At 70.7% G+C, this 18,547-nt stretch carries 18 protein-coding genes; 2 read left to right on the top strand and 16 right to left on the bottom strand.

Features of this window, described 5'->3' with window-relative positions:
* Nucleotides 1–5: 5 nt before the first annotated feature.
* From nusB to BOSE127_RS16340, 12 genes are all read right to left on the bottom strand, one after another.
* On the bottom strand, nucleotides 6–458 hold the full coding sequence (gene nusB / locus BOSE127_RS16395) for a transcription antitermination factor NusB (protein WP_017887176.1): 453 nt from the start codon (nucleotides 456–458) through the stop codon (nucleotides 6–8).
* A gap of 11 nt (nucleotides 459–469) precedes the next feature.
* Nucleotides 470–1,033, bottom strand: a complete 564-nt coding sequence (gene efp, locus BOSE127_RS16390; protein WP_017887175.1) for an elongation factor P — start codon at nucleotides 1,031–1,033, stop codon at nucleotides 470–472.
* A gap of 110 nt (nucleotides 1,034–1,143) precedes the next feature.
* Nucleotides 1,144–2,835 (bottom strand): ABC1 kinase family protein, encoded by a 1,692-nt coding sequence (locus BOSE127_RS16385; RefSeq protein ID WP_159558021.1) that lies wholly within the window; start codon nucleotides 2,833–2,835, stop codon nucleotides 1,144–1,146.
* Between the two features lie 178 nt (nucleotides 2,836–3,013).
* Nucleotides 3,014–4,111, bottom strand: a complete 1,098-nt coding sequence (gene aroB, locus BOSE127_RS16380; protein ID WP_140448096.1) for a 3-dehydroquinate synthase — start codon at nucleotides 4,109–4,111, stop codon at nucleotides 3,014–3,016.
* The gene (locus BOSE127_RS16375; RefSeq protein WP_159558019.1) at nucleotides 4,108–4,689 is read right to left on the bottom strand and encodes a shikimate kinase; all 582 of its coding nucleotides are present in this window, start codon (nucleotides 4,687–4,689) and stop codon (nucleotides 4,108–4,110) included. Before BOSE127_RS16375 ends, aroB begins: the two co-directional genes overlap by 4 nt.
* Nucleotides 4,686–5,906, bottom strand: coding sequence for a chorismate synthase (aroC, locus tag BOSE127_RS16370; protein ID WP_031259741.1), 1,221 nt, complete (start codon nucleotides 5,904–5,906; stop codon nucleotides 4,686–4,688). The genes BOSE127_RS16375 and aroC overlap by 4 nt, the downstream gene beginning before the upstream one ends.
* 42 nt (nucleotides 5,907–5,948) lie before the next feature.
* Nucleotides 5,949–7,415, bottom strand: a complete 1,467-nt coding sequence (gene mltG / locus BOSE127_RS16365; protein ID WP_159558017.1) for an endolytic transglycosylase MltG — start codon at nucleotides 7,413–7,415, stop codon at nucleotides 5,949–5,951.
* A 206-nt stretch (nucleotides 7,416–7,621) separates the two neighbouring features.
* Nucleotides 7,622–8,065: a Holliday junction resolvase RuvX gene (gene ruvX, locus BOSE127_RS16360; RefSeq protein WP_031259739.1), complete on the bottom strand. Its 444-nt coding sequence runs from the start codon at nucleotides 8,063–8,065 to the stop codon at nucleotides 7,622–7,624.
* 8 nt (nucleotides 8,066–8,073) lie between these two features.
* Complete coding sequence (alaS, locus tag BOSE127_RS16355; protein ID WP_159558015.1) at nucleotides 8,074–10,731, bottom strand: alanine--tRNA ligase; 2,658 nt, start codon at nucleotides 10,729–10,731, stop codon at nucleotides 8,074–8,076.
* Between the two features lie 60 nt (nucleotides 10,732–10,791).
* A complete protein-coding gene (locus BOSE127_RS16350; protein ID WP_017887167.1) occupies nucleotides 10,792–10,974 on the bottom strand; it encodes a hypothetical protein in 183 nt (60 codons plus the stop codon).
* Nucleotides 10,975–11,097: 123 nt separating this feature from the next.
* Entirely contained in the window at nucleotides 11,098–11,727 is a 630-nt protein-coding gene (gene rpsD / locus BOSE127_RS16345) for a 30S ribosomal protein S4 (protein WP_017887166.1), read from the bottom strand.
* Nucleotides 11,728–11,976: 249 nt separating this feature from the next.
* Nucleotides 11,977–13,329: a replication-associated recombination protein A gene (locus BOSE127_RS16340; protein ID WP_017887165.1), complete on the bottom strand. Its 1,353-nt coding sequence runs from the start codon at nucleotides 13,327–13,329 to the stop codon at nucleotides 11,977–11,979.
* A 129-nt stretch (nucleotides 13,330–13,458) separates the two neighbouring features.
* Here BOSE127_RS16340 and BOSE127_RS16335 point away from each other — a divergent pair, with 129 nt between their 5' ends.
* Both BOSE127_RS16335 and BOSE127_RS16330 read left to right on the top strand, forming a co-directional pair.
* Nucleotides 13,459–14,271 (top strand): peptidylprolyl isomerase, encoded by an 813-nt coding sequence (locus BOSE127_RS16335; RefSeq protein WP_056068799.1) that lies wholly within the window; start codon nucleotides 13,459–13,461, stop codon nucleotides 14,269–14,271.
* Between the two features lie 113 nt (nucleotides 14,272–14,384).
* Nucleotides 14,385–15,617 carry a DUF349 domain-containing protein gene (locus BOSE127_RS16330; protein WP_017887163.1) on the top strand — a complete coding sequence of 411 codons (1,233 nt, stop codon included), beginning with the start codon at nucleotides 14,385–14,387 and terminating at the stop codon, nucleotides 15,615–15,617.
* Between the two features lie 118 nt (nucleotides 15,618–15,735).
* On the opposite strand, the gene BOSE127_RS16325 is transcribed toward BOSE127_RS16330, so the two are convergent.
* The 4 genes from BOSE127_RS16325 to truB are packed head-to-tail and all read right to left on the bottom strand — an operon-like array spanning nucleotide 15,736 to nucleotide 18,529.
* The gene (locus BOSE127_RS16325; protein WP_017887162.1) at nucleotides 15,736–16,698 is read right to left on the bottom strand and encodes a bifunctional riboflavin kinase/FAD synthetase; all 963 of its coding nucleotides are present in this window, start codon (nucleotides 16,696–16,698) and stop codon (nucleotides 15,736–15,738) included.
* Nucleotides 16,699–16,706: 8 nt separating this feature from the next.
* Nucleotides 16,707–17,159, bottom strand: coding sequence for a hypothetical protein (locus tag BOSE127_RS16320; protein ID WP_017887161.1), 453 nt, complete (start codon nucleotides 17,157–17,159; stop codon nucleotides 16,707–16,709).
* A gap of 45 nt (nucleotides 17,160–17,204) precedes the next feature.
* Nucleotides 17,205–17,570, bottom strand: coding sequence for a hypothetical protein (locus tag BOSE127_RS16315; RefSeq protein ID WP_017887160.1), 366 nt, complete (start codon nucleotides 17,568–17,570; stop codon nucleotides 17,205–17,207).
* Nucleotides 17,567–18,529: a tRNA pseudouridine(55) synthase TruB gene (gene truB, locus BOSE127_RS16310; RefSeq protein ID WP_159558013.1), complete on the bottom strand. Its 963-nt coding sequence runs from the start codon at nucleotides 18,527–18,529 to the stop codon at nucleotides 17,567–17,569. The genes BOSE127_RS16315 and truB overlap by 4 nt, the downstream gene beginning before the upstream one ends.
* Nucleotides 18,530–18,547: the final 18 nt, after the last annotated feature.

Below are 18,547 nucleotides of genomic sequence, written 5' to 3'. Positions count from 1 at the left end.
CAACCCTACCGGGACTCCTGGTCTCCTGCGACCGTCCGACCAGACGGTGCACGACCGCCGGCGACGGCCCCGAGCACGCCGTTGACGAAGCCGGCAGAGTCCTCGGTGGACAGCGACTGCGCGAGCTCGACCGCCTCGGCGATCGCGACGGCGTCGGGGACCTCGGGGTTGAACCGGAGCTCCCAGACGGCCATCCGCAGGATGCAGCGGTCGAGGACCGGCATCCGGGCGATCGACCAGCCCTGGGCGTGGTCGACGATCACGGCGTCGATCTCGTGACGGGCGTCGTCGACACCCGTGACGATCTGCCGGGCGTAGTCCCAGCTGGAGGCACGCTCCGGCTGGTCCAGGTGCCGGACCGTCTCGGTGGCGAGCACGTCCGCGATCGGCAGCTCGCGCACCTCGGCGACGTACAGCATGTCGAGGGCGCGCTTGCGGGCCTTCGAACGAGCACTCATACGGTCAGCGCCTAGGAGTTGACGCGGCCGAGGAAGCTGCCGTCGCGCGTGTCGATCTTCACCAGGGTGCCGCTCTCCAGGTACAGCGGGACCTGGATGCGGTGACCGGTCGCGATGATGGTCGCGTCCTTGGTGCCACCGGACGAACGGTCACCCTGCAGGCCGGGCTCGGTCTCGACCTCGGTGACGATCGACGTCGGGAGCTCGACGTACAGCGGGTTGCCCTCGTTCATGGCGATGGTGACCATCGCGGACTCGAGCAGGTAGTTCTTGGCGTCGCCGACCACGGTCGCGGAGACCGGGATCTGGTCGTACGTGTCGGTGTCCATGAACACGTAGGAGTCGCCGTCCTCGTAGAGGAACTGGTAGTCACGACGGTCGACGACAGCGGTGTCGATCTTCGCGCCGGCGTTGAACGTGCGGTCCACGACCTTGCCGGAGACGACGTTCTTGAGCTTCGTGCGGACGAACGCGCCGCCCTTGCCCGGCTTGACGTGCTGGAACTCGACGACCGACCACAGCTGGCCGTCGATGATGAGAACGGCGCCGTTCTTGATGTCTGTGGTACTGGCCATGAGTCGTCGGTGTCCCGTTCGGTCGTGTTGTGAAGTGTCCTCGGGCCGCGGACGGCCCCGGACGAGTGTAGCGGACGCCCGCCCGGCGGCCGGAGCGGTGCCCGTCGCGCTCAGCGCCGTCGTCGGGCGAGCCAGGCGTCGACCGCCGCCCAGGCGAGCAGCACCACCGCCGCTCCCCCGAGCAACGCACCCGCGACCCCGGTGGACAGGGTCGCCGTCGGCCGCGCCGGCAACGACAGGTACACGATCGCCAGGACCCCCGCCCCGGCCCCGAGGAGCACGAGCAGGATGCGCCGGATCATGCCGGACACGAGCTGCCGGTCGCGGCTGTCCGCGAAGAGCCGGATGTTCACCGTGAACCGGCCGGTCTCGATCGCCTCGCCGATGCGGTCCACCCGGCGCGGCAGCCGGCGGGCCGCGGACACGACCCCGAGCAGCTCCTTCGCCGCCAGGTCGCGGAGCTTGCCCGGCCGGAGTTGGTCGGTGATCTGCTCCCGGGCGAGTCCGCGGGACTCCTCGAGCAGGTCGAAGGACGGTGCGAGCGTGCGGAGTGTGCCCTCGAAGATCGCCAGGGCACGCGCCGCAGCGACGAAGTCCGGCGGCGGCTTCAACCGGTACCGCCCGAAGACCTCGACCGCGTCGTCCACGGTGTCGACGCCGATGCGTGCACCCGGGCCGAGCTCGTCCGCGACGAAGCGGGCGATGTCCCGACGGAAGTCGGGCTCGTCGTGCGCATCGCGCACGGGCGCCATCCGCAGGACCGCATCAGCGATCCGCGACGTGTCGTCCTGCAGGTAGGCGGCCAACAGGTCCTGGACCGTGTCCCGGAGACCCGGGTCGAGCCTCCCGACCGATCCGAAGTCGATCAACGCGGGCCGCCCGTCGGGCAGCACCAGGACGTTCCCCGGGTGCAGGTCCGCGTGGTACAGGCCGTCGAAGACGACCTGGCGCAGGAAGGCGCGGAGGATCGCGCGCATCGGCGCGTCGAGGTCGCGCTCGGAGCGCTCGGCGCGGATCACGCTGAGCGTGTCGCCCTCCAGGAACTCCATCACCAGCACGCGCCGGCCGGACAGGTCCGGGTACGGGTCCGGGAACCGGACCTCGTCCGGACGCGCACTGCGGGCCTGGGCCGCACGGAGCGCAGTGAGGTTCCGCAGCTCGGACACGAAGTCCACCTGACGGATCAGGTCGTCCGCGTACTGGCCGGCGATGTCCTGCACGCCGACCTGTCGCGCCTCGGTCGACCACCTGGCCATGAACCGGACGACCCGCAGGGCGATGTCGACGTCGCGGCGCACGGCGGCGTCGATGCCCGGCCGCTGCACCTTCACGGCGACCGCGGTGCCGTCGGGCAGCCGGGCGCGGTGCACCTGCGCGATCGACGCAGCCGCCACCGGCACCGGGTCGAACGTGGCGAAGACCTGGTCGACCGGCGCACCGAGCTCCTGCTCGAGCAGCGCACGGACCTCGTCCGCCGGCGCCGCCGTGACGTTCCGCTGCAGGTGCGCGAGTCCCTCGGTCCACTCCTCGGGCAGCAGGTCGTCGCGCGTGGAGAGCAGCTGGCCCATCTTCACGAACCCGCCGCCGGCTTCCTCGAGCGCCCGGCGCAGGTGCTCGGCCTGGTCGCGACGCAGGTCCGAGGTCGCCGGGTCGTGCGAGAAGTCGAGGCGGCGGAAGGGGACCAGGTGGTGTCGGCGGGCGATCGAGAGGAGTTCGGTGAAACGCCGGCCCCGGGAGCGCAGCGTGCCGGTGTCGGCGTCGCGCGGGCCGGAGAGGTCGCTCAGTCGGGGTGGGGTGGGCACGCCCGTCAGTCTGCTCCCCGCTGCTGGGTCCGCCGCGTGCGGGTGGTGCCGTCCGTCGCGTCGCCCCATCCTCCTCCACAGCCTGGAGGCCCGGCGCGGCTTCCACAGGTCCGCGCGGGCCCGGCGCGGGGCTCGGTCTCTGCAGTGGATTCGTCGGGTCCTGCGCTGACCGAGCAGGCTAGACGCCGACCTCCTGGTAGGCGGTGAAGAGCAGGTGGTCCTCGGGGCCCTCGAGCACGACGGGCTTGCCGACGCCGTCGAGGATGATGAACCGCAGCATGCCGGCACGGGCCTTCTTGTCGCGACGCATGGTGGCGAGCAGCCCCTGCCACCGTCCGACGCCGTACGAGGTCGGCAGCTCGAGCGACTCCAGGATCGTCCGGTGGCGGTCGACCGTGGCGTCGTCGAGGTGTCCGGTCAGCCGGGCGAGTTCGGCGGCGAACACCATGCCGACCGACACCGCCGCACCGTGGCGCCACTGGTACCGCTCGGCGTGCTCGATCGCGTGCCCCAGGGTGTGCCCGTAGTTCAGGATCTCGCGTCGGCCCTGCTCGGTGAAGTCGTCCGACACGACCTCGGCCTTGAGCGCGATGGCGAGCTCGACGACCCGGCGGAACTCCGGCGTCGTCGGGTCGGTCACCCGGGCGACGTCGGCCTCGACGATGTCCAGGATCTCGGGCACGGCGATGAACCCGGCCTTCACGACCTCGGCGAACCCGGTCAGGATCTCGTTGCGCGGCAGGGTGCGGGCGAGGTCGAGGTCCACGACGACGGCGCGGGGGGCGGAGAAGGCGCCGACCAGGTTCTTGCCCTCGTTCGTGTTGATGCCCGTCTTGCCGCCGACGCTGGCGTCCACCATGCCGAGCACGCTCGTCGGGACGGACACGTACGCGACACCGCGCAGCCAGGTCGCGGCGACGAAGCCGGCGAGGTCGGTGACGGCACCGCCGCCCAGGCCGATGACCGCGTCGGTGCGGGTGAAGTCGGCCTGCCCCATGATCTGCCAGCAGAACGCCGCGACCTCGACACGCTTGGCGCCTTCGGCGTCGGGGACCTCGGCGATCAGGGCCTCGAGGCCTGCTTCGACCAGGAGTGCTCGGAGCTCGTTCGCCCGGGCGCCGAGCGTCGGCGAGTGCACGATCAGGACCTTCGCGACACGCGGGCCCAGGATCCCGGGCAGGGTGCCGAGCAGGTCCGTGCCGACGGCCACCGTGTAGCCGTCGTCACCGCCCACCCGGATCTCGGTGGTCCCGGCGGGCAGGGTCGGCTCGGTCACGGTGCTCCTTCGGTGCTGGTGGTGCTGGTGGTCGTGCTGCCGGGCGCGGCGTGAGTGCCAGCTTCGCTGCGCACCCACGTGACGACGTCGTCGACCACACGGGACATCGGCCGTCGGGACGTGTCGACCACGACGTGCGCGAGTTCGGCGTAGGTGGCCGCTCGCTCGTCCATGATCGTCTGCCAGGCGTCGATCCCACCGTTCGCCAGCAACGGCCGGTCGGACCCGGCGATGCGCTCGGCGACGGCCTCGGGCGAGACGGTGAGCAGGACGATGCGCGCTCCGGTCAGGGCCCGCCGGGTGTCCGCGTGGGTGACGGCTCCCCCGCCGACGGCGACGACGCCGCCCGTGGACAGCGCTGCCCGGACGGCTTCGGCCTCGAGCGCACGGAACGCCGGCTCACCGCGGTCGGCGAAGATGCCGGGGATCGGTCCGTGCTCGCGGACGATGGCCCGGTCGGTGTCCGTGAACGGCACGCCGAGGGCCTTCGCCACCCGCTTGCCGACGCTCGACTTGCCGGCACCCATCGGGCCGATGACGACCACGGGCGCGTCGGCGCGTCGGACGTCGGTGCTCACAGGTCGGTCGAGGTCGCCGAGGGCTCGGTCCGGCGCGTGCGCAGGGTCTCCGGGATCGCGGCCAGGTAGGCGTCGAGGTTGCGCTTGGTCTCGACGACGTTGTCGCCGCCGAACTTCTCGAGCACCGCGTCGGCGAGCACCAGGGCCACCATCGCCTCGGCGACGACCCCCGCAGCCGGCACAGCGCAGACGTCCGAGCGCTGGTGGTGCGCCGCGGCGTCCTCACCGGAGACGACGTCCACCGTGTGCAGGGCGTGCGGGATCGTGGCGATCGGCTTCATGCCGGCTCGGACGCGCAGCACGGTGCCCGTGGACATCCCACCCTCGGTCCCACCGGCACGGTCGCTCGTGCGGTAGATCTCGCCGTCCTCGCGGTACAGCTCGTCGTGGGCCGCGGAGCCACGGCGACCGGCGGTCGCGAAGCCGTCGCCGACCTCGACACCCTTGATGGCCTGGATGCCCATGATCGCCGCGGCGAGGCGGGCGTCGAGCCGGCGGTCCCAGTGGACGTGCGAGCCGAGGCCGGGCGGAACACCGTAGAACAGCACCTCGACGACACCGCCGAGGGTGTCGCCGTCCTTCTTGGCGGCCTCGACCTCGGTGACCATGCGCGCGGAGGTCTCGGCGTCGAAGCAGCGCAGCTGGTCCTCGTCGAGGCGGTCCACGTCGTCGGGCAGCGGCAGGTCGGTGCCGTCCGGCACCCGGACCGTCCCGACCTGCAGCGTGTGCGCCACCGAACGGATGCCGAGTTCGGCCAGGAAGGACTTCGCGACGGCGCCGAGCGCCACGCGTGCCGCGGTCTCACGGGCGCTCGCACGCTCCAGGACCGGGCGGGCCTCGTCGAAGCCGTACTTCTGCATGCCGACCAGGTCGGCGTGACCCGGACGCGGTCGGGTGAGCGGGGCGCTCCGGCCGCGGGACATCTCGGTGGACTCGATCGGCTCGGGGTTCATGACCTCGACCCACTTCGGCCACTCGGTGTTGCCGATGCGGATCGCGATGGGGCTGCCGAGCGAGTAACCGTGTCGGACGCCGCCGGACACGTGCAGCTCGTCCTGCTCGAACTTCATCCGCGAGCCGCGGCCGTAGCCGAGCTTGCGGCGTGCGAGGTCGGCACGGATGGACTCGAACGACACCGGGACACCCGCGGGCAGGCCCTCGAGCATGGCGATCAGTTCGGGTCCGTGGGACTCACCAGCGGTCAACCAACGAAGCATGCGGCAATCCTCCCACAGCGTTCGTCCGTGCGACGTCGGCGCCTACTGGTAGTCGGGGTGCGCCCGCAGCCAGGCCTGGAACTGTTCGACCGCGACCAGGTGCTGGTCGTAGGTGTCCGAGAAGACCGTCTTGCCCGACTCCAGGTCGACCGTCACGAAGTACAGCCACTTGCCCGCGGCCGGAGCCGTGACCGCCTTGATCGCGACGTCACCCGGGTTCGAGATCGGTGCGGGCGGCAGCCCCTCGTGCACGTAGGTGTTGTACTCGTTCGAGGCGTCCGCGCGCTCCTCGTCGGTCGTGGTCACGGTGTGCGTGTTGCCCGTGCCGTACGCGACCGTGGCGTCGGACTGGAGCTTCATGCCCTGGTCGAGCCGGTTCTGGAACACCCGCGCGACCTTCGGGTAGTCGGCCGCGAGCCCGGCTTCCTTCTGCACCAGCGACGCGAAGACGATGGTGCGCTCCTGGTCGGCCTCCTTGACGCCGGCGGCGGCGAGGTGCTCCTTCATCGTGTCGACCATCGACTTGAAGTACTGTTCGGCGGACCAGCCCGGGTTGATCGGGTAGGTCGCGGGGAAGAGCCAGCCCTCGAGCGTCGTGACGCCTGCCGGCAGGTCGTACGCCGACAGGTCCTTCGCGGCCGCGTCGACCTGCTTCTTCGTCAGGCCGGCCTTCGAGACCATGCCGGCCTCGATGTCGGCCAGCGCGGTGCCCTCGGGGATGATGATCGACGCCTGGACCCGGTTGTCCTTGTCCTGCAGGGCGGCCAGCGCGGACTTCGAGCTCATCTGCTTCTTCAGCGCGTACGAACCGGGCTGGAACTGCACGTCCGGCGAGGCGAGCAGGAGCTTGTAGAACACCTTCGAGTCCTTGACGACGCCGCTGCGCTGCAACGTCGCGGCGACGTTCTCGCCGATGTCCCCCTGCTTGATGGTGATGGTCACCTTCGAGGTGCCGTCACCGGTGTAGTCGTCGGGCTCCTGCGCACCGCTGATCGCGCCGATCAGCTGCTGGATCTTCGGGGCGGCGAACGTGTAGGCCCCGACACCCGCGGCCAGCACCACCGCGACGATCACGAGCCCGGCGACGAGCGGTCCGCGTCGACGCTTCGGTCGCGGGTCGCGCGGCTGCCTGGAGGAGCGTCCTCTGCCGCCTCGTCCCCCGCGTCCGCCGCCTCCCGCGGCGCCACCGCCGCCGGTCGCGTCGCCGTGGTCCGTCCCGTCGGCACCGGACCCGCCGCCCGCGGCGGTCGCCGCGTACCCGGTCGGCAGTTCGCCGGTCAGGAGTGCTGCGACCTCGGGGTGCAGCTCGTCGGGGCTGGTGGCGATCGGTGCGTCGGCGGGAGACGCCGGGCGTTCGTCGCGCGTGGTCGCCGGAGCATCGTCGGCCGGCTCGGGGGCCTGCGGCTCGTCGGTGGGCTCCGGGGCGGGTGAGCCGGTGACGCGGGCTCGTTCGGCCTCGAGTGCGCGGGCTTCGCGTCGGGACATCGGAGGCGCGGGTGGTGGGGTCACCCGACCAGCGTCGTCGCGGTCATCGGTGCCTGTCGTGCGGTCGGAAGTCGCCTTCCGCCGCTCGGCGTCGTTGCCGGGCGCGATGATCGCGTTCCAGTCCAGATCGTCTGCCAACGTCCTCGGTCTCTCGGTCGGGAACTCCACCTGGGCACCGTCGTCCGCGGACTGACGACGGGAGCACCCTTGCGCGGTACCGGGCAGCCCTGTCAGGGAAGCGTGGTGCCCGGAGGGGCACCTGCACTGCGCTCGTGGTCGAGCGCGTGTTGCAGAATGATAACAGCGGCTGCTTGGTCGATCACGGCCCGGGACTTCTTCGTGTTCTTGCCGGCCTGGTGCAGCCCGCGCTGGGCGGTCACCGTCGACAGTCGTTCGTCCACCAGGCGCACCGGACGACGCGCTGCGATCCGGGCGGCGAACACGCGGGCGTCCTCGGTCGAGGCGGTGTCCGCGCCCGACATCGACAGGGGCAGACCGACCACGACCTCGACGACGTCGTACTCGTCCGCGAGCTCGAGGATGCGCCGGAGGTCCTTCGAGTCGTCGCGACGGACGGTCTCGACCGGCGTCGCCAGCAGGCCGTCACGGTCGCACACCGCGACCCCGATCCGGGCGCGCCCGACGTCGACGCCGAGCCGCCGCCCGGACCGGATGCCCACGGTCAGCCCGCGAGCCGTGCGGTCACGGCACGGAGCGCCGCGGGGAGCGCGGCCGCGTCGGTCCCGCCGCCCTGCGCCAGGTCCGGCTTGCCACCGCCACCGCCACCGAGCACGCCGGCGGCCTCCTTCGCCAGGGGGCCCGCCTGCACGCCCGCAGCACGAGCGGCGTCGTTGGTCGCGACGATCACGATCGGCTTGCCACCGACGACCGCCCCGAGCACGACGACGGCAGCACCGTCACCGAGCTGGCCCCGCACACCGGTGGCGAGCGAGCGCAGGTCGTCGCCGGACTGCAGTCCGTCGACCGTCTCGGCGACCACGGTGGTGGCACCGACGGTCGTGGCGTTGCGGGCGATGGCGGGCACGCGCTGCTGCAGGTTCGCCGACTCGTACTCGGCGAGCTTCTTCTGGGCGCTCCGCAGGTCCTCCATCAGGTTCTGCACGCGGGCCGGCAGGTCGACACGGGGTGCCTTGAGCGCGCTGGAGAGCTGCGACACGATCGTGCGCTCGACGGCGAGGTCGCGGAACCCCTCGAGCCCGACCAGCGCTTCGACGCGGCGGTTCGTCGAACCGACGCTCGACTCCCCCACCAGGTTGACCAGTCCGATCTGTGCACTCGAGGCCACGTGGGTGCCACCGCAGAGCTCGCGGGACCACGGGCCGCCGATGTCGACCATGCGGACCTCGGCGCCGTACTTCTCACCGAACAGGGCCTGCGCGCCGAGGGCCTTCGCCTCGTCGATGGGCAGGATGCGCGTGGACACCTCGAGGTCGGTGCGGATCGCGGTGTTCACGACCTCCTCGATCTCGGAGCGGGTCTCGAGCGACACGGGCTGCGACCACGAGAAGTCGAGGCGCATGTAGCCGGACTTGTTGTACGAACCGGCCTGCAGCGCCTCCGGCCCCAGGATGTCGCGGAGCGCCGCGTTCACCAGGTGCGTCGCGGAGTGTGCCTGGGTCGCGCCACGGCGGTACTCGGCATCGACGACGGTGCTCGCGGCGTCGCCGACCCCGACCTCGCCGGAGCGGACCTGCACGGTGTGGCTCCAGAGCCCGGAGACCGGTCGCTGGACGTCGAGTACCTCGAGGTCGAACCCGTTGCCGACGATCGAGCCCTGGTCGGCGTCCTGGCCGCCGGACTCGGCGTACAGCGAGGTCTCGCCGAGGATGACCTCGGCGATGTCGCCCACCACCGCGCGGTCGACGCTGACGCCGTCCACGATGATGCCGAGCACGCGCGTCTCGGTCTCGAGTGCGTCGTAGCCCAGGAAGGTCGTCTCGCCCTTCGCCCGGAACGCGCTGTAGACGCTCAGGTCGGCGATCGCGGTCTTCTTGCTCTTCGCGTCGGCCTTCGCCCGGGCGCGCTGCTCGGACATCAGGGTCTCGAACGCCGTGCGGTCGACGTGCACGCCGGCTTCCTCGGCCATCTCCATCGTCAGGTCGATGGGGAACCCGAAGGTGTCGTGCAGCAGGAACGCCGTGTCGCCGCCGATCGACGGGGCACCGTCCTGCTTCGCGCGCTCGACCGCGACGTCGAGGATGGTCGTGCCCTGCGCCAGGGTGCGGAGGAAGGTCTCCTCTTCCGCGTAGGCGATGCGGGAGATCCGGTCGTAGTCGGACGCCACCTCGGGGTAGGCGTCGCGCATCGCGTCGCGGGACGCCGGGAAGAGCTCGGGGAACGTGGCGGCCTCGACGCCGAGCAGGCGCATGGCGCGCACGGTCCGGCGGAGCAGGCGACGGAGGATGTACCCGCGGCCCTCGTTCGACGGGCTCACGCCGTCGGCGATGAGCATCAGCGAGGAACGGACGTGGTCGGCGATGACGCGCATGCGCACGTCGTCCTCGTGCACGGCACCGTAGCGACGGCCGGAGATCTCGGCCGCGCGGTCGAGCACCGGGCGCACCTGGTCGATCTCGTACATGTTGTCGACGCCCTGCTTGATGAAGGCGACGCGCTCGAGCCCCATGCCGGTGTCGATGTTCTTGTTCGGCAGTTCGCCCGTGATCTCGAAGTCGTACTTCGACCGCACGTCGGCGATCTGGTACTGCATGAAGACGAGGTTCCAGATCTCGACGTAGCGGTCGTCGTCGGTGGCCGGGCCGCCGTCGATGCCGTGGTCGGGGCCGCGGTCGAAGAAGATCTCGGAGCAGGGACCCGCGGGTCCGGGCTGCCCGGTCGACCAGTAGTTCGTGTCCTTGCCCAGACGCTGGATCCGCTCGTCGGGCAGCGACGAGTGCTGCTTCCAGAAGGCGATCGCCTCGTCGTCCTCTTCGTAGACGGTGACCCAGAGGTCGTCGGGCGAGAAGCCGAGCCCCCCGTCGGTCTCCGACTTGGTGAGGAACTCCCAGGCGAACTGGATCGCCTGCTCCTTGAAGTAGTCGCCGAACGAGAAGTTCCCGTTCATCTGGAAGAACGTGCCGTGGCGAGGGGTCTTGCCGACCTCTTCGATGTCGTTCGTCCGGATGCACTTCTGCACGCTCGTCGCCCGCGGGAACGGCGCCGGGATGAGCCCGGTCAGGTACGGGATGAACGGCACCATGCCGGCGACCGTGAAGAGGAGCGACGGGTCGTCGGAGACGAGGGATGCGGACGGGACGACGGTGTGGCCGCGGTCACCGAAGTACTGGAGCCAACGGCGGCGGATCTCTGCGGTCTGCATGGTGCTTCCTGGGTTCAGGTCGTGGGTGGAGGAGAGTCGTGACAGCTCGAAGCGGAGCGCTCAGACGTCCGTGCGGAGCTCGGCGTCGCGCGATCGGTAGCCGTCCGCGACGGCACCCGTGAAGGCCTTCGTCTTGGCGTTCACCTCGGCGAAGAGCCGGGCGCCACCGGAGGTCTGGGCGACCCGGTGTGCGACGGCGAAGCCGATGACGATGCCGACGGCGACGAAGAACAGCTGCTTCACGGTGCCTCTCCCTCTGTGCACCCGGGCGGTGCATGCCCGGACAAGCTTAGCCGCCGGCGCCGGAACGCCGAACGGCGGGTCGCCCTCGAGAGGACGACCCGCCGTTCGGGTGTGTTCAGTGGATCAGCGAGCTGCGTAGTACTCGACGACGAGCTGCACTTCACAGGTCACGGGGACCTCGGCGCGCTTCGGGCGACGCACGAGGCGGGCCTGGAGCTTCTCGATCTCGACCTCGAGGTAGCCCGGGACCTTCGGGAGGACTTCCTGGTGGCCACCGGCAGCGGCGACCTGGAAGGGCTCCATCGACTCGGACTTCGCCTTGACGTGGATCAGCTGGCCCTCCTTGACGCGGAAGGAGGGGCGGTCGACGAGCTTGCCGTCGACCAGGATGTGACGGTGCACGATCAGCTGACGGGCCTGCGCGGTGGTGCGGGCGAACCCGGCACGGACCACGAGGGCGTCGAGGCGCTGCTCGAGGAGCTCGACCAGGTTCTCACCGGTCAGGCCCTTCGTCTTGCGGGCCTCTTCGAAGACGATGCGGAGCTGCTTCTCGCGGATGCCGTACTGGGCGCGCAGACGCTGCTTCTCACGGAGGCGGACGGCGTAGTCGCTGTCCGCACGACGGCGCGTACGGCCGTGCTCACCGGGCCCGTAGGGGCGCTTCTCGAGGTAACGGGCCGCCTTCGGCGTCAGCGGGATGCCGAGCGCGCGCGACAGGCGGGTCTTGCTGCGGGTACGTGACTTGGTAGACACAGGGTCCTTTTCTCTGTTCGAACTGAATACTCGCCGGGCACTCCAACAGCACGCTCAGTGGTGCAGCACGTGCTCGGTCCCGACGACGGGATCCAGAGGGATGAGCCTGTGGGATCGGACGGCTACAGTCCGAACCTCTGCCCCCGTACCACCGGAGTGGCACTCTGTCCTCGACGCAGCCGTGCTCGAGGACCAGGACGTAGGCCCGTCAATGCTAGCAGCATCCAGCCCGGCGAAGAAGCACCGACACTAGTGCCCGCGTGTGATCTTCCGGAGTCGTTCGAGCCGCGGCCCGACCTCTCGCTCGTACCCGTTGGCCGTCGGGGTGTAGTACTCGGTGCCCTCGAGGGCGTCCGGCAGGTACTGCTGCTCGGCGACCCCGTGCTCGGCGTCGTGCGAGTAGACGTACCCCTTGCCGTGCCCGAGTCGCTTCGCCCCGGCGTAGTGCGCGTCGCGCAGGTGCATCGGCACGGTGCCCATCCGCCCCGCCTTGACGTCGGCCATCGCCTGGTTCACCCCGTTGTAGGCGGCGTTCGACTTCGGTGCCGTCGCCAGGTAGACGACCGCCTCGGCCAGGGGGATGCGGCCCTCGGGCATGCCGATGAGCTGGACGGCCTGCGCCGCGGCGACCGCGATGGACAGCGCCTGCGGGTCGGCCATGCCGATGTCCTCGGACGCGGAGATGATGATCCGCCGCGCGATGAACCGGGAGTCCTCGCCGGCCTCGATCATGCGGGCGAGGTAGTGCAAGGCTGCGTCGACGTCGCTCCCCCGTACCGACTTGATGAACGCGCTGATGACGTCGTAGTGCTCGTCGCCCTGTCGGTCGTAGCGGAGCAGGGCCCGGTCGACGGCGGCGGCGACGGTGTCGGCGTCGACGACCGGCACGGTGTCGTCGTCGTCGTCCTGCGCCGCGGTGGCCGATGCCGCAGCGGCCTCGAGCGCGGTGAGGGCGCGTCGGGCGTCACCGGAGGCGAGCCGGATGATCGCACTGCGGGCTTCGTCGCCCAGGACGACGGCGCCGCCGAGGCCCCGGGGGTCCTCGACCGCACGGTCGACGAGCATGCCGAGGTCGGGATCGGTGAGTGGTTTGAGCGTCAGGAGCAGCGAGCGGGAGAGCAGCGGCGAGATGACCGAGAACGACGGGTTCTCGGTGGTGGCGGCGATCAGGATCACCCACCCGTTCTCGACGCCGGGCAGCAGGGCGTCCTGCTGGGCCTTGCTGAAGCGGTGGATCTCGTCGAGGAACAGCACCGTGGTCGACCCGTACAGGTCGCGGTGGGTCAGTGCCTTCTCCATGACCTCGCGAACGTCCTTCACGCCGGCGGTCACGGCGGAGAGCTCGACGAACTCGCGGCCGGACTGGCGTGCGATGGCCTGCGCCAGCGTGGTCTTCCCGGTGCCGGGCGGACCCCAGAGGATCACGGAGACCCCGCCGGGGTTGTCACGCGTGCCGGTGGCGAGCTGCACGAGGGGTGAGCCCCGCCCGAGCAGGTGCTGCTGGCCGGCGACCTCGTCGAGGCTGGTCGGTCGCATCCGGACGGCGAGCGGGACGGAACCCTGCGCGAGACCGGCGCGACCACCCGTGGTGGGCGCGTGCATGCCCGAACGATCCGCTGCCATCCTGCAATCGTAAGCCGCACCACCGACGCACGCCGCGCCTCCGAGCCGGTGGTGGTGACCGTTCGGCTACGCTCGTTGCACACTGCGACGAGAGGGCAGACCAGCACCGTGGCACCGAAGAACCCAGCGCGTGACAACCGTGAGGCGCGCGAGCGGCTCCGCCTCTACCAAGCCCGTCAGGGCCTGCACGAGCGGCAGCGCAGCCGCCGTGTGCGCGACAACCTGATCGGTGCAGGCGCCCTCGTCCTCGTCGCGGCCCTCGCCACCGGGTCGCAGCTCGCCTTCGCCGGGTCGCGGGGGTCGGACGCCCCGACACCGAGCACCTCCGCGTCGTCCACGGCGACGCCGTCGGCCAGTGCGACGGCCGGCAACACCGGCGACGTGCCGAGCAAGTCCATCGCGAAGGGCGCGACCTGGACGGGCACGCTCACGCTGAACAAGAGCATCGACCTCGGCATCGAGCTCGACGGGGCGAAGGCACCGCAGGCCGCGAGTGCCGAGATCTCGTTGATCCGCGACCAGTTCTACAACGGCACCACGTGCCACCGACTCGCCGACAGCGCCGGTCTGAAGTTCCTGCAGTGCGGATCCGCGAACGGCGACGGTACCGGCGACGCGGGCTTCGAGTACGGCCCGCTCGAGAACGTGCCGAAGGACGGCGTCTACGAGAAGGGCACGATCGCGATCGCTCGGTCGGACTCCCCCTACTCGCAGTCGACGCAGTTCTTCATCGTCTACGGGGACACCACGCTCGACGGCTCCACAGGCGGCTACACGGTCGTCGGGAAGGTCACGAGCGGCCTGTCCGAGCTCGAGTCGGAGATCGCTGCGAAGGGCATCGCATCCCCCGGCAGCGACGGCACCGGCGAGCCGAAGGTGGCGACGAAGATCACCGACGCGACCATCGCGGAGGAGAAGTAGTCCACAACCCGTCGCACCGGTCGGGCGGCGGAGCCCGTCCGTGCAATAGGCTGACGACCTGACCGTGCCGACGGTGACGTCGGCGATGCACGACCACGATCGAGGCGAGACCTGTGGGATCTGACGAAGCAACGACCTGGGGGCGGGTCGACGAGAACGGGACCGTGTACGTCCGGTACGAAGAGACCGAACGTGCTGTCGGTGAGTACCCGGACGCCACCCCCGAAGAAGCACTCGCCTACTTCGCGCGGAAGTACGCCGACCTCGAGGGGCAGGTGAAGATCGCCGAGCAGCGCGTCCAGCGCGGCGCGTCGGCGAACGACGTCGCGCGGACGGTCGAGCACCTGACGGCCCTGGTGGCCGATGCACGGGTGGTGGGCGACATCAAGTCGCTCGAAACCCGCGTGGGTGTCCTGGCCGAGCAGCTCGGCTCGCTCACCAAGGAGCAGGCAGAGCAGGCGCAGCAGGCCCTGCAGGACGCGCTGGCGCACCGCACCGCCCTGGTGGAGGAAGCCGAGGCACTCGCCGCGGTCGACCCGGCGCGCGCGCAGTGGAAGCAGATCACGGCGCAGCTCGACGACGTGTTCGCACGCTGGCAGCAGCACCAGCACGACGGGCCCCGGATCCCCAAGAACGAGGCGAACGACCTCTGGAAGCGGTTCCGCGCAGCGCGGTCCACCGTCGACCAGCACCGTCGTGCCTTCTACTCCGAACTGGACGCACAGCACCGTGACGCCCGGACCCGCAAGCAGGAGCTCGTGGCGCAGGCCGAGGCCCTCGCACCCCGCGGCTCCGACGCGATCCCGGACTACCGTCAGCTCCTCGACGACTGGAAGAACGCCGGGCGTGCGGGCAAGCGGCACGACGACGCACTCTGGGCCCGCTTCAAGGCCGCCGGTGACGTGCTGTTCGAGCAGCGCCACGCCGAGAGCGCGGCCGAGAACGAAGAGTTCTCCGCCAACCTCGAAGCGAAGCAGGCCCTGCTGACCGAGGCCGAGCCGCTCCTGCAGGCGACCGACCGGGTCGCCGCGCGCAAGACCCTGACCGGGATCCAGCGCCGGTGGGACGAGATCGGCAAGGTCCCCCGCGCCGATGTCCGTCGTGTCGAGGACCGCCTGCGCGCGATCGAGGACCACGTCCGTGGGCTCGAGGACGCGCACTGGAAGGAATCGAACCCGGAGCGCAAGGCCCGTCAGAACGGTCTCGCGAGCCAGCTCGAGGACGCCATCGGCAAGCTCCAGTCCGAGCTCGCCGCGGCCCAGGCCACCGGTGACGCCCGGAAGATCAAGGACGCGCAGGAAGCCCTCGACGCCCGCAAGATCTGGCTCGACGCCCTGGGCGGCTGAGCCGCAGCACCACCCACGACGCCCCCGCGACCGGAACGGTCACGGGGGCGTCGTCGTGCGGGCCGAGCACAGCGTGCAGGCCGGATCAGCGTGATCGCGGGGACGGCGGACACGCGGCTCAGACCGGCGCGGGCAGCCCGAGGAGCAGTCGGATGTCCAGGTCGTCCTGGCGCATCTGCGCGGCGAGCTCGTCCATCGACGAGAACTTCACCATGCCGCGAACGTACGACACGAAGAGCACCGAGATCCGGTCGCCGTACAGGTCGATGTCGACGTCGAGCAGGTGTGCCTCGATCTGCTTGGCCGGCACGCCCTCGAACGTCGGGTTGTTGCCGACCGACACCGCAGCCGGGTAGACCGTGCCGTCGTGGAGCACCCGCGCAGCGTAGACACCGTCGGCGGGGACGAACCCCTCGCACGCCGGATCGAGGTTCGCGGTGGGGTACCCCATCGCGCGGCCGCGCTGGTTGCCGTGCACCACGACGCTGCGGACGGCGTGTTCACGCCCGAGGAGCCGTGCGGCCTCGGCGACGCGGCCCTGGCCGAGCAGCTCACGGATCCAGGTGGAGGACACCCGGCGCTCGTCGTCGGGTCGGACGTCGTCGATCAGGTCCACGTCGTCGATGAGCTCGACCGTGAACCCGTGCTGCTCCCCCAGGACACGCAGCAGGGAGACGTCACCGGCGCCCTTCGCGCCGAAGCGGAAGTCACTGCCGACGAACACCAGGCGGGCGTGCAGGGTGTCGACGAGGATCTCGGACACGAACGCCTCGGGCGACTTCGACTGGAGTTCCTGGTCGAAGCGGAGCAGCAGGGTCGCGTCGACCCCGGCGTCCTCGAGCAGCTCGCGGCGTTGCGCGGTGCTCGTCAGGGCCGGCGGGACGTGCGGTGGGTCGATCACGTTGAGCGGGTGCCGGTCGAACGTGACCACGGTCGCCACGAGGTCGTGCTCGCGCGCAGCACGCTCCAGGTGCGCGATGACGGCTCGGTGCCCGACGTGCACACCGTCGAACTTGCCGATGGTGACCGCACTCGGCCCGAACCCGTCCGCCACGTCGGCGGTGTCCTCGTAGAACTGCACGGCGGCCCCTACTCGCTCGCCGGGGCAGTGGACGAGGACGCAACCGGTGTCGGCTCGGCGACCGCGGTGCGGTGGTGCTTGCGGAGCCACCAGAGCCCGGCGATCGGGAGCACGAGCGGCGCGAAGGCGTAGCCCATGCCGTAGTACGACCAGATGGTGTCGTCGGGGAACAGCTGACGGTCGAACAGCGACAGGGTGCCGATGACGAGCACCCCGGTCATCTCGAACGCGATCGTGACGCAGGCGACCCGGTACCAGAACCGACCGGGCACGATGAGGGCGATCATCGCGACGATGTACACCACCGCGGCGACGGCGCTGAGCGTGTACGCGAACGGCGCGAACGAGAACTTCTCGATGATCTGCACGACGCTGCGTCCGGTCGCCGCCAGCGCGAGGATGCCGTACACGGCGATGAGGACGCGGCCGATGCCGGTCGCGAGTGAGGATCTGGTCGCCATTGCACCGATTCTACCGACGCGCGGCTGCGCGCATGACCTGCGACGTCAGTTCAACGCGAACCAGATCTGGTACATCCGGTAGACCATCACCGCGACGGTGAAGGCCCCGGCGCCGAGCACCACGGTGCTCCACTTCGTCCGGTCGATCAGCGCCCACACGACCGCGGCCGGTGGGACGAGGAGCACCGACACCGCGTACACCCCGAACTCGAGTGCGTTGCCGTCGGGCGGGCTGCCCGTCGCCGGCAGCACGATCGAGATGACACCCTGCACCAGGAGCAGCAGCTCGATCAGCACGAGTGCGCCGACGGTGTAGTCGTTCGGCTTCCAGCCGATGAACCCCACGACGACCGCGAAGAGCCCCACCACGACCGCGAGCACCAGTTGCACCCACATGAACCACTCGATCACGCGCGCGCTCCGGTCTGCGAGGAGGGCGACGCACCGGGCGCCGGGAAGTTGGTGATGACCCGGAGCAGCCCGCGCCGGACGGACACCAGGCCCACGAGCCGGTCGTCGGAGGCGGTGACCGCTGCCACTGGCCCGTCCGAGTCGGGGTGCTCCGCGGCGACGCGCTTGCCGTCGGTGAGGTCCTTCGCCGACGCGGCATCGAGGGTGACGGAGGAGAACAGTCGACGGGCGATGTCCGCAGGACGTGCGAGCGCGGCGCGGACGTCGACGGCATCGTCCTCGAGGTCGATCGCGTCCCGCACGTCGAACGGTCCGACCCGGGTCCGACGGAGCGCGACGAGGTGTGCGCCGGTGCCGAGCGTCGCGCCGACGTCACGGGCGAGCGCACGGACGTAGGTGCCCGAGGAGCAGGTGACGACGACGTCGAGGTCCACCACGGCGACGTCCGTGCCGTCCACGGTGACGGTCCGGTCGTTGCGGTTCGTGACGTCGAACTGCGAGACGGTCACCGTGCGGGACTTGAGTTCGACCGCCTCACCCTTCCGCGCCAGGTCGTAGGCGCGGCGCCCGTCGACCTTGATCGCACTGACGGTGGACGGGACCTGGTCGATCACACCGCGCTGTTCGGCGACGGCGGCCTCGACGGCGGCCTCCGAGACGTCGGCAGCGGTCACACCGGGAGCCGTGGTGGGCGTGCCGTCGGCGTCGTCGGAGTCCGTCGACACACCGAGCCGGATGGTCGCCGTGTACGTCTTGTCGAGCCCCACCAGGTGCGTGAGCAACCGGGTTGACGGCCCGATGCCGAGCAGGAGCAGCCCGGTGGCCATGGGGTCGAGGGTGCCCGCGTGGCCGACCTTCTTCAGGCCGAGTCGCCGGCGGGCGATGGAGACCACCCGGTGGCTGGAGATCCCCTGCGGTTTGTCGACGAGGAGGATGCCGTCCGGCGCGGTTTCGAGCACCAGGAGAGATTACCAGCG

The sequence above is a fragment of the Curtobacterium sp. 8I-2 genome (genome assembly GCF_902506155.1).
In the GTDB taxonomy this organism is placed as follows: Bacteria; Actinomycetota; Actinomycetes; order Actinomycetales; family Microbacteriaceae; genus Curtobacterium; species Curtobacterium poinsettiae.
The sequence above is the reverse complement of the archived record's forward strand: the minus strand, read 5'-3'. Positions and strand labels throughout refer to the sequence as shown.

Coding starts and splice junctions, on each gene's coding strand:
- aroC (WP_031259741.1), bottom strand. CDS start 5,906: ATGCTTCGTTGGTTGACCGCTGGTGAGTCCCACGGACCCGAACTGATC.
- nusB (WP_017887176.1), bottom strand. CDS start 458: ATGAGTGCTCGTTCGAAGGCCCGCAAGCGCGCCCTCGACATGCTGTAC.
- efp (WP_017887175.1), bottom strand. CDS start 1,033: ATGGCCAGTACCACAGACATCAAGAACGGCGCCGTTCTCATCATCGAC.
- BOSE127_RS16340 (WP_017887165.1), bottom strand. CDS start 13,329: ATGCACGCGCCCACCACGGGTGGTCGCGCCGGTCTCGCGCAGGGTTCC.
- alaS (WP_159558015.1), bottom strand. CDS start 10,731: ATGCAGACCGCAGAGATCCGCCGCCGTTGGCTCCAGTACTTCGGTGAC.
- BOSE127_RS16320 (WP_017887161.1), bottom strand. CDS start 17,159: ATGGCGACCAGATCCTCACTCGCGACCGGCATCGGCCGCGTCCTCATC.